Genomic DNA, 10,228 nt, shown 5'->3' with positions numbered 1-10,228 from the left:
GGCGCTCGATCTCATAGGCGGTGAATGTCTCAAGCCGGACGCGCGCGGCGCTCGATCTCACAGGCGCTGCAGGGGTTATGGCAGACACATCTCACCGCCAAAACCACCTCAAGACATACCCACCACCCCTCCCCCTACAACAGCAACAACCAACCCCCAAAAACAAAGCGGGGAGGCCTGCCGGCCTCCCCGCTTCATCTACTTCCCTTAAAGGCTAGGGAATGCAAACTGCGACGCTTCATGACTGGCCCGCTGCGGCCAACGCTGGGTAATTGCCTTGCGACGGGTATAGAAGCGCACACCATCCGGGCCATAGGCATGCAGATCACCAAACAGCGAACGCTTCCAGCCACCAAAGCTGTGATAGGCCACCGGCACCGGCAGCGGTACGTTCACACCCACCATACCCACTTCGATCTCGTCGCAGAACAGACGGGCCGCTTCACCGTCACGCGTAAAGATGCAGGTGCCGTTGCCATACTCGTGATCGTTGATCAGCTGCATGGCCTGCTCCAGGCTATTCACACGGACCACGCACAGCACCGGGCCAAAAATCTCCTCTTTATAGATGCGCATCTCCGGGGTCACCTTGTCGAACAGGGTGCCACCCACAAAGTAGCCATCTTCATTACCCGCCACTCGGAAACCACGACCATCCACCACCAGCTTGGCGCCAGCAGCAACACCGTCATCGATGTAACCCACGACCTTGTCACGCGCTGCCGCAGTCACCAGCGGGCCCATGTCCAGGCCGCACGAGGTGCCGGCACCAATCTTCAGCGCCTTGATCTGTGGCTCCAGCTTGGCAATCAGGGCATCGGCCACTTGGTCGCCCACGCACACGGCGACCGAAATGGCCATGCAACGCTCGCCACACGAACCGTAAGCCGCGCCCATCAGTGCACTGACTGCGTTGTCCAGGTCGGCATCCGGCATCAGCACCGCGTGGTTCTTCGCGCCACCCAAGGCTTGTACACGCTTGCCACGCTTGGTGCCTTCGGCATAGATGTACTCGGCGATCGGGGTCGAGCCCACGAAGCTCAGTGCTTTGACTTCCGGCGCTTCGATCAGCGCATCCACCGCTTCCTTGTCACCGTGCACGACGTTGAGGATGCCCTTCGGCAGGCCGGCTTCCAGCAGCAACTGGGCAATGTACAGGGTCGAGCTCGGGTCACGCTCGGAAGGCTTGAGGATGAATGCGTTGCCGCAGGCGATGGCCAGCGGGTACATCCACAGCGGCACCATGGCCGGGAAGTTGAATGGGGTGATACCGGCAACCACGCCCAGCGGCTGGAAGTCGGACCAGGCGTCGATGTTCGGACCGACGTTGCGACTGTACTCACCCTTCAGCACTTCAGGGGCTGCACACGCGAACTCGACGTTCTCGATACCACGCTTCAGTTCACCGGCGGCGTCTTCCAGGGTCTTGCCGTGCTCTTCGCTGATCATCTGCGAAATCTTGGCTTCGTTCTGCTCCAGCAGTTGCTTGAAGCGGAACATCACCTGGGCGCGCTTGGCCGGAGGGGTGTTGCGCCAGGCCGGGAAGGCTGCCTTGGCCGAGTCGATCGCTTCCTGCACGGTTGCGCGGCTGGCCAGTTCGACCTTGCGAACGGCCTGGCCAGTGGACGGGTTGAAGACATCGGCGGTGCGCTCACCCTTGGTAACCAGTTCGCCGTGAATCAGGTGCTGAACAATGCTCATGCAAAACTCCAGATAAACAAAGGAGAGCCAGGCGCGCGCTGCGGGCATGCGCCTGGCATCAAAATCGGAAAGATCAGTCGATCAGGTTCAGGGTTTCGCCTACAGCATCGAACAGGCGGTCCAATTCCTGCGGCTTGGTATTGAAGGTTGGGCCGAACTGCAGGGTGTCGCCACCAAAGCGTACATAGAAGCCGGCTTTCCACAGCTTCATGGCCGCTTCATATGGGCGAACGATGGCATCACCGTCACGGGCGGCGATCTGGATGGCGCCGGCCAGGCCGTAGTTACGGATATCGACGATATTCTTGGTGCCCTTCACGCCGTGCAGCAGCTTCTCGAAATGCGGCGCCAGTTCAGCCGCGGACTGCACCAGGTTTTCCTTCTGCAGCAGGTCCAGCGCGGCGAGACCGGCGGCACAGGCTACCGGGTGTGCCGAGTAGGTGTAGCCGTGTGGGAATTCCACGGCGTATTCCGGGGTCGGCTGATTCATGAAGGTCTGGTAGATCTCGCTGCTGGCAATCACTGCGCCCATCGGGATGGCGCCGTTGGTCACCTGCTTGGCGATGCACATCAGGTCCGGGGTAACGCCGAAGGCTTCCGAGCCGGTCATCGCGCCCATGCGGCCGAAGCCTGTGATCACTTCGTCGAAGATCAGCAGAATGTTGTGCTGGGTGCAGATTTCACGCAGACGCTTCAGGTAACCCTTCGGCGGCGGCAGCACACCGGCCGAACCGGCCAGCGGCTCGACGATGACTGCTGCGATGTTGGAGGCATCGTGCAGCTCGATCAGCTTGAGCATTTCGTCAGCCAGCGCGATACCGCCCTCTTCCGGCATGCCTTTGGAGAAGGCGTTCACTGGCAACACGGTGTGAGGCAGGTGGTCGACGTCCAGCAGCTGACCAAACATCTTGCGGTTACCGTTGACGCCACCCAGGCTGGTACCGGCGATGTTCACGCCATGGTAACCACGGGCACGGCCGATGATCTTGGTCTTGGTTGCCTGGCCTTTCAGGCGCCAGTAGGCACGCACCATCTTCAGTGCGGTATCGGCGCACTCGGAACCGGAGTTGGTATAGAAGACGTGATTCAGATTGCCCGGAACCAGCTCGGCGATCTTTTCCGCCAGCTGGAACGACAGCGGGTGGCCGAACTGGAACGCTGGGGAGTAGTCCAGCGTACTCAGTTGGCGGGTCACCGCGTCAGCGATTTCCTTGCGAGTGTGCCCTGCGCCGCAGGTCCACAGGCCAGACAGGGCGTCGAAGATCTTGCGCCCGTGGTCATCGACCAGGTAGTTGCCTTCGGCCGCCACGATCAGGCGTGGGTCGCGCTGGAAGTTGCGGTTGGCGGTATAGGGCATCCAGTGGGCGTCCAGCTTGAGCTGGCTGGCGATACCCGTGGGGGCGGTTTCGGGCATGTTCATCGGCGGTTCCTCGGAAGACGATTAGGCAACGATGGATGTTGTTGCAGCTAAGTTGGCACGGCGATAGAGTCTGAAAAAGCCTACATTTCTAACCTTCAGGCAGGCCGAGACTAAACTGATGAGCCGAAGACCCGATCCACTCGCCCAAGTCAGCGATTTCGACATCCGCCTGCTGAAGATCTATCGCAGCGTCGTCGAGTGCGGTGGCTTCTCCGCTGCCGAAAACGTACTGGGCATTGGTCGCTCGGCCATCAGCCAGCAGATGAACGACCTCGAACAACGCCTCGGCCTGCGCCTGTGTCAGCGCGGCCGCGCCGGTTTCTCGCTGACGGAGGAAGGCCGCGAGGTCTACCATTCAGCCCTGCAACTGCTCAGCGCGCTGGAAACCTTCCGCACCGAGGTCAATGGCCTGCACCAGCATTTGCGCGGCGAGCTGAACATCGGCCTGACCGACAACCTGGTGACCCTGCCGCACATGCGTATCACCCATGCCCTGGCGGAACTCAAGGACCGCGGCCCTGATGTACGCATCCAGATCCGTATGATCGCCCCCAGCCAGGTCGAGCACGGCGTGCTCGACGGCAGCCTGCACGTTGGCGTCGTCCCACAGACCAGCCCGCTATCGGGGCTTGAGTACCAACCGCTGTACAGCGAACGCTCGCTGCTGTACTGCGCAGTCGGCCACCCGCTGTTCTACGCCGACGACCAGCAGATAGACGACGAACGCCTCAACAGCCAGGAAGCCATCACCCCCACCTTCCGCCTGCCGGCCGACATCCAGGCGCACTACCAGGCGCTGAATTGCACAGCCAGTGCTTCTGACCGCGAGGGCATGGCGTTTCTCATCCTCACCGGGCGTTATATTGGCTATCTGCCCGACCACTACGCCATGTTCTGGGTACAGCAAGGCCGTTTGCGTGCGCTCAAGCCCAAGGAGCGCTTTTATGACCTGAGCCTGAGCTGGGTTACCCGCAAAGGCCGGCGCCCCAACCTGGTGTTGGAAAGCTTCCTCGAAAGCCTGGCTGCGACACGTTGATGCCAGTCTGTGCCGCAAACGCTTGTCACTTCGGCACAGGCAGGTAATCTTGTCCCACAGCCGCAGCCACTGCCCCGTACGGAATCGTCCATGACCCTAGAAGTCCCTGCGCATCGCCTCTCCGCCTCGGGCAAGCCCGCGGGCCGTATCCGCCAGAAGAACGAACAGGCCATTATCCAGGCCGCCGAAGATGAGTTCGCCCGCCATGGTTTCAAGGGCACCAGCATGAACACCATCGCCCTCAAGGCGGGGTTGCCCAAGGCTAACCTGCATTACTACTTCACCAACAAGCTGGGCCTGTACATCGCCGTGCTCAGCAACATCATCGAGTTGTGGGACAGCACCTTCAACGCCTTGAGCGTCGATGACGACCCCGGTGAAGCCCTGAGCCAGTACATCCGCACCAAAATGGAGTTCTCCCGGCGCAACCCGCAAGCTTCGCGCATTTTCGCCATGGAAGTGATCAGCGGTGGCACCTGCCTGACCGAATACTTCAGTGCCGATTACCGCGAATGGTTCCGCGGCCGTGCTGCGGTATTCCAGGCCTGGATCGAAGCAGGCAAAATGGACCCGGTCGACCCGGTGCACCTGATCTTCCTGCTCTGGGGCAGCACCCAGCACTATGCCGACTTCGCCACCCAGATCTGCCAGGTGACTGGCCGCAGCCGCCTGACCAAGCAGGACATGGAAGACGCGAGCAACAACCTTATCCACATCATTTTGAAGGGCTGCGGCATCAAGCCGGCTGCCTGACTGTCCTTTATGCCTTCTACCCTGCTCGACCTCTGCGAATACCGCGAGGAAATCCGCAAAAGCCGCTTCATCACCCTCGCCGGGCCGATCAGCAGCGCCGCCGAAGCGATGAGTTTCATCGAACGCCACAGCGACCTGGCCGCTACCCACAACTGCTGGGCCTGGAAACTCGGCGCGCAGTACCGCAGCAGTGACGACGGCGAACCCGGCGGCACTGCAGGGCGGCCGATACTGGCGGCCATTGAAGCGCAGGACTGCGACCAGGTGGTGGTGCTGGTGATCCGTTGGTACGGCGGCATCCAGCTGGGTACCGGCGGCCTGGCCAGGGCCTATGGCGGCGGCGCCAACAAGTGCCTGCAACAGGCGCCCAAGCGCCTACTGGTGCAGCGCAGCCACTTCAGCTGCAGTTGCAGTTTCAGCGAACTGGCGCTGGTGAAGTTGCGCCTGGCCGAGATTGACGGCCTGGTCCTGGATGAACAGTTCACCGCCAATGGTGTGGACCTGGTGATTGCCCTCGGTGATGCCCACCTGGCGCCATTGCAACAGCAACTGGCGGACCTGAGCCGCGGGCGTATTTTGCTCGAAGCACGCTGAACATTGCCCACAACAACTGTGGGCCTGCCTGTGGATAAGCTTGGGGCACTCTCTTGCAGGCTAGTGATTTCGAGGCCCCCAGAGCTTTGATCATATTTTGATCACTATTTGATGACAGTCGTAAACTGCTGAATGTGCGCGACTTATCCCCAGCGAACCGCCCATCCAAGCCGCACCCCGCTTGCTCACCTTGCACACAATAACTGTGGACCAGCTTGTGGATAACCCGTGCGCCAACAGGCGAAGCGCCCGGCCCCGCAAGGCCCAGACAAAACTGACCATTTTTTAACCAGACGCAAACCAGGCACGCGTATTCGCCGTGACGTATGCTCAATTCCTTTCTCCTACACCGATAAAGGAATGTTCCTATGGCCAATTCAAGAACTGCCCTCATCATCGGCGCCTCGCGCGGGCTTGGCCTGGGCTTGGTACAACGCCTGCACGAAGACGGTTGGCACATCACTGCCACCGTCCGTAACCCGCAGCAGCCCGGCGCCCTGGCGAACGTGCCCGGCGTGCATATCGAGCAGCTGGAAATGAACGACACCGTTCAGCTCGACAGCCTGAAGCAACGCCTGCAAGGCCAGGTGTTCGACCTGATATTCGTCAACGCCGGAGTCATGGGCCCCCTGCCGCAAGACCTGGAGGCAGTCCACAACAGCGACATTGGCGATCTGTTCATGACCAACGCTGTGGCGCCGATACGCGTGGCTCGCCGCCTGGTGGGTCAAATACGCGAAGGCAGTGGTGTGCTGGCTTTCATGAGCTCGATCCTGGGAAGCGTCACCATCCCAGACGGTGGCGAAATCTGCCTGTACAAGGCCAGCAAGGCGGCACTGAACTCGATGATCAACAGCTTCTTCGTTGAGCAGCAGCGCCCGGACCTGTGCGTGCTGGCCATGCACCCGGGCTGGGTGAAAACTGACATGGGTGGCGAAAACGCCGAAATCGATGTGCTCACCAGCACCCGCGGCATGATCGAACAGATCAAGGCCCAAAGCGGCAAGGGCGGCCTGCGTTTCATCAACTACAAGGGCGAACCCTTGGTCTGGTGATTCACCAGGTCGCAGCCCGGCTGGGCGCATTGCCCAGCCAGCCCCTGTAGAATGGCCGCAACCGTACCTGATTGAGATGACCACTATGTATGACTGGTTGAACGCCCTGCCCAAGGCCGAACTGCACCTGCACCTGGAAGGCTCACTGGAGCCCGAGTTGCTGTTCGCCCTGGCCGAGCGCAACAAGATCGCCTTGCCCTGGGCCGATGTGGAGACCTTGCGCGGTGCCTATGCCTTCAACAACCTGCAGGAGTTCCTCGACCTGTATTACCAGGGCGCAGATGTGCTGCGCACCGAGCAGGACTTCTACGACCTGACCTGGGCCTACCTGCAACGCTGCAAGGCCCAGAACGTGATCCACACCGAACCCTTCTTCGACCCGCAGACCCACACCGACCGCGGCATTGCTTTCGAAGTGGTGCTCAACGGCATCAGCCAGGCGCTCAAGGATGGCCGCGAACAACTGGGCATCAGCAGCGGCCTGATCCTCAGCTTCCTGCGCCACCTCAGCGAGGATGAAGCGCACAAGACCCTCGATCAGGCCTTGCCGTTCCGCGATGCGTTCATTGCCGTAGGCCTGGACAGCTCGGAGATGGGCCACCCGCCCAGCAAGTTCCAGCGGGTGTTCGACCGCGCCCGTAGCGAAGGCTTCGTCGCCGTTGCCCATGCTGGCGAAGAAGGCCCGCCCGAGTACATCTGGGAAGCCCTCGACCTGCTGAAGATCAAACGTATCGACCATGGCGTGCGCGCCATCGAGGACGAGCGCCTGATGCAGCGCATCATCGACGAGCAGATCCCGCTCACGGTGTGCCCGCTGTCCAACACCAAGCTCTGCGTGTTCGACCACATGAGCCAGCACAACATCCTCGACATGCTCGAGCGTGGTGTGAAAGTCACGGTCAACTCGGACGACCCGGCCTACTTCGGTGGCTACGTCACGGAGAACTTCCACGCTCTGCATACCCACTTGGGCATGACCGAAGACCAGGCTCGTCGCCTGGCGCAGAACAGCCTGGACGCACGGCTGGTTTGAGTAGCATGACGACGTTGCGCTCAACCGACCTGCAACGTCGCCACGCGGGCTATGCGATTGATCTGCTGGATACCGAGCGCCGAAATATGCAGTGCCCGTGAGTCCTCTATCTCGCGCATCCAGCCAGATTGCAGGAACAACCTGAACAAGGCCTGACCCAGTACGCCACCCAGATGCGGGCCTTGGTCATTCCATTCGGTGCAGCGGCAGATCACGCAACCTCGTTGCTGGTGTGGCGCCAGGGCATCGATGTACACCCCGACCAAGGCCAACTGCGCCCGCCCCTCGTCACTGACCCTCAAGTGCCGTCCGCTGCCTTCCAACCAGCCAGCCACCACCATGCGATGGTACAGCTCACTGGCCAACTCCCCACCCAGGTGATCGCCACAACGGCGCGCCCGGCGCATCGACAGCGGCAGCGACGATACCGGCGCTTCGGCACGCTCTCCCCTGGCGCTTTCCAGCTGTACGCTGGCCAAGGCCTCTACCGCCGCTCCGACCTGCGGGGTAGCCAGGCAGAAGTAACGTTTGCGGCCCCTGGCTTCATGCCTGAGCAAACCGGCCGACGACAGCAGCGAAAGGTGTGCGCAGGCTGACGATGAAGTCAGGCCAGTCATTATCGCGAGCTCATTGGCCAACCGCGGTGTGCCATCGATCAATGCCCACAACATGGCACTGCGCTTGGGGTCGGCCATCAGGCTGGCGATCTGGCTGATACTGCTGGCTGCGTTCATGTCCTTGTAACTCCCTGCAAGTTCACTGTGGGGATGCGATGGCCAACCCTGCCAGGGAAGCGCCTCTCGCTGGCACTGGCCTGGCTCGCCAGTATAAGCCGCAGAAAACGCCGGTTCAGACGGCCAGGTGCCATCGTACTCATGACGAAAAACCACTGGGTATGCCTACCCATGGCAAGCAGCGAGGCGGCTTCGAAAACGCCCCGGCACCCAGTCAATCAAGGCACCGGTACGCCCACACAAACGCGCTGAAACATCTTGATGAAAACAAACTTGCAGCCATTTCAGATGTGGCCCACAGCAACCTTCCACAAATAGTGCGAAACAAAGCGAAGGTTCTGCGGGTTTGCAGGCATTGCGCCCAAAGTAGGAGACACCGCCAGAAAAATGCACACACTTACCGTCAGTCAGGACGCTGAAGCCGTGTCATGGCAGGCTGGCGGGCCAGCGCTACACTTGAGCGGCTCCCCTTCCTGGAGGTATGCAGCGATGAAAATTATCGTAAGTGCGTCGAGCCGAAACCCCGCCTGCCCTTGGCAAGTCCAGCTCGATCAGCATGTGGTCAGTTTCCGCAGCGAGGCTGAGGCGCGTGCCTTCGTCGCCACGCTGGAAACCCGGCTGCAGGCACCTCACCCGCTCATGCGGGAGCCTTGGCCTGCAAACGCCGGGTCAACAGCGCAACACTGACCACCAGCGCCCCGCACAGGCTGATCACGATTGCCATGGGCACCGCACTGCCATCATGCAGCAGCCCGACCAGCGCCGCAGCACCCGCAGCTACGCTGAACTGCACACAGCCCATCAGTGCCGAGGCGCTGCCGGCACGCGCGCCCTGTCCACTCATGGCGCAGGCCGAAGCATTGGGAATGATGCAACCAAGGCTGGCGATACAGATGAACAGCGGCACCAGTAGCGGCCACAGTTGCGCAGGGCGCAACGCCGCCACGCCCAGCAACACCAGGCCCGCAACCAGATACAGCCACACCGCACGGCCCAGCAGGAAGGCCGGCCCGCGTTTGGCCAGCAGGCGGGCGTTCACCTGCGCCACCAGAATAAAACCTGCGGCGTTGGTGCCGAACAGCCAGCCGTAGTGCTCAGCGGGCACGCCATACAGTTTGATGAACACGAAAGGTGAACCGGCGATATAGGCAAACATGCCGGCAATGGCGATTCCGCCGGTCAGGGCATGGCCGAGGAAAACCCGGTCAGCCAGCAGCCGCAGGTACTGGCGCAAGGCGCCAGACAGCGGTTGCCGGGGTATATGCTCGGGCAGGCTTTCCGGCAGGCCCAGGCTTACCGCCAGCAGGCAGCCGGCACTGAACAGGCTCAGCGCAAGGAAGATCGACTGCCAGCCGGCCAGGTTCACCAGCACCCCACCCAGCATCGGTGCCAGGATCGGCGCCAAGCCCATGACCAGCATCAGTTGCGAAAACACTTTGGCTGAAGCTACCGGGTCGCACTTGTCGCTGACGATGGCCCGCGAAAGCACCATGCCGGCACAACCACCCAGTGCCTGGATGAAACGCGCCACTACCAAGGTATCGAGGTTGGGGGCGTAGGCACAGGCCAGTGATGCCAAGGTGAACAGCGTAACGCCGAACATCAGCGGTTTGCGTCGGCCAAAGCGGTCGGCAACCGGCCCATAGGCCAACTGCCCGATAGACAGGCCCAGGAAGTAGGCGGCCAACGTGGCCTGGACGTGTTTTTCATCGGTGGCGAACGCTTGCGCCATGGCCGGGAAGGCTGGCAGGTAAAAGTCGATCGCCAAGGGCCCGAACGCACTGAGTGCGCCCAGGATGAGCACCATTCGCAGGTTCATCAGGAATCCATAGCAGGCTAAGCAAGTGACTGATTCTACCTGCTGTGGACCCTGTCAATGTGAAAACATTTGCAACACTGTTA

At 61.3% G+C, this 10,228-nt stretch carries 10 protein-coding genes; 6 read left to right on the top strand and 4 right to left on the bottom strand.

The genetic code is table 11. The features are described 5' to 3' along the window. Window positions 1-207: 207 nt before the first annotated feature. Window positions 208-1,701 carry a CoA-acylating methylmalonate-semialdehyde dehydrogenase gene (locus BJQ17_RS07440; RefSeq protein ID WP_003255276.1) on the bottom strand — a complete coding sequence of 498 codons (1,494 nt, stop codon included), beginning with the start codon at window positions 1,699-1,701 and terminating at the stop codon, window positions 208-210. Between the two features lie 73 nt (window positions 1,702-1,774). After that, window positions 1,775-3,121, bottom strand: a complete 1,347-nt coding sequence (locus tag BJQ17_RS07435) for an aspartate aminotransferase family protein (protein ID WP_004576992.1) — start codon at window positions 3,119-3,121, stop codon at window positions 1,775-1,777. Window positions 3,122-3,236: 115 nt separating this feature from the next. Here BJQ17_RS07435 and BJQ17_RS07430 point away from each other — a divergent pair, with 115 nt between their 5' ends. The 5 genes from BJQ17_RS07430 (at window position 3,237) to BJQ17_RS07410 (ending at window position 7,592) form a co-directional block, all read left to right on the top strand. After that, complete coding sequence (locus tag BJQ17_RS07430; RefSeq protein ID WP_029380767.1) at window positions 3,237-4,157, top strand: LysR family transcriptional regulator; 921 nt, start codon at window positions 3,237-3,239, stop codon at window positions 4,155-4,157. A 90-nt stretch (window positions 4,158-4,247) separates the two neighbouring features. Then, window positions 4,248-4,910 carry a TetR/AcrR family transcriptional regulator gene (locus BJQ17_RS07425; RefSeq protein ID WP_003255279.1) on the top strand — a complete coding sequence of 221 codons (663 nt, stop codon included), beginning with the start codon at window positions 4,248-4,250 and terminating at the stop codon, window positions 4,908-4,910. A gap of 9 nt (window positions 4,911-4,919) precedes the next feature. Continuing rightward, window positions 4,920-5,504 (top strand): YigZ family protein, encoded by a 585-nt coding sequence (locus BJQ17_RS07420; protein ID WP_003255280.1) that lies wholly within the window; start codon window positions 4,920-4,922, stop codon window positions 5,502-5,504. 368 nt (window positions 5,505-5,872) lie between these two features. After that, a complete protein-coding gene (locus BJQ17_RS07415) occupies window positions 5,873-6,559 on the top strand; it encodes an SDR family oxidoreductase (RefSeq protein ID WP_003255281.1) in 687 nt (228 codons plus the stop codon). Between the two features lie 85 nt (window positions 6,560-6,644). After that, on the top strand, window positions 6,645-7,592 hold the full coding sequence (locus BJQ17_RS07410; protein ID WP_003255282.1) for an adenosine deaminase: 948 nt from the start codon (window positions 6,645-6,647) through the stop codon (window positions 7,590-7,592). A 20-nt stretch (window positions 7,593-7,612) separates the two neighbouring features. On the opposite strand, the gene BJQ17_RS07405 is transcribed toward BJQ17_RS07410, so the two are convergent. Then, window positions 7,613-8,326, bottom strand: coding sequence for a helix-turn-helix transcriptional regulator (locus BJQ17_RS07405; protein ID WP_004576993.1), 714 nt, complete (start codon window positions 8,324-8,326; stop codon window positions 7,613-7,615). 489 nt (window positions 8,327-8,815) lie between these two features. On the opposite strand from BJQ17_RS07405, the gene BJQ17_RS32035 reads away from it, so the two are divergent. Beyond that, window positions 8,816-9,013: a hypothetical protein gene (locus BJQ17_RS32035; protein ID WP_003255284.1), complete on the top strand. Its 198-nt coding sequence runs from the start codon at window positions 8,816-8,818 to the stop codon at window positions 9,011-9,013. On the opposite strand, the gene BJQ17_RS07400 is transcribed toward BJQ17_RS32035, so the two are convergent. Beyond that, a complete protein-coding gene (locus BJQ17_RS07400; protein WP_003255285.1) occupies window positions 8,964-10,145 on the bottom strand; it encodes a multidrug effflux MFS transporter in 1,182 nt (393 codons plus the stop codon). The two genes, BJQ17_RS32035 and BJQ17_RS07400, sit on opposite strands and share 50 nt — an antisense overlap. Window positions 10,146-10,228 lie beyond the last annotated feature (83 nt).

Origin of the sequence: Pseudomonas sp. NBRC 111139, from assembly GCF_001753955.1 — a bacterium.
Classification (GTDB): Bacteria; Pseudomonadota; Gammaproteobacteria; order Pseudomonadales; family Pseudomonadaceae; genus Aquipseudomonas; species Aquipseudomonas alloputida.
Note: the sequence above shows the minus strand (reverse complement) of the source record. Positions and strands in the feature narration are given on the sequence as shown.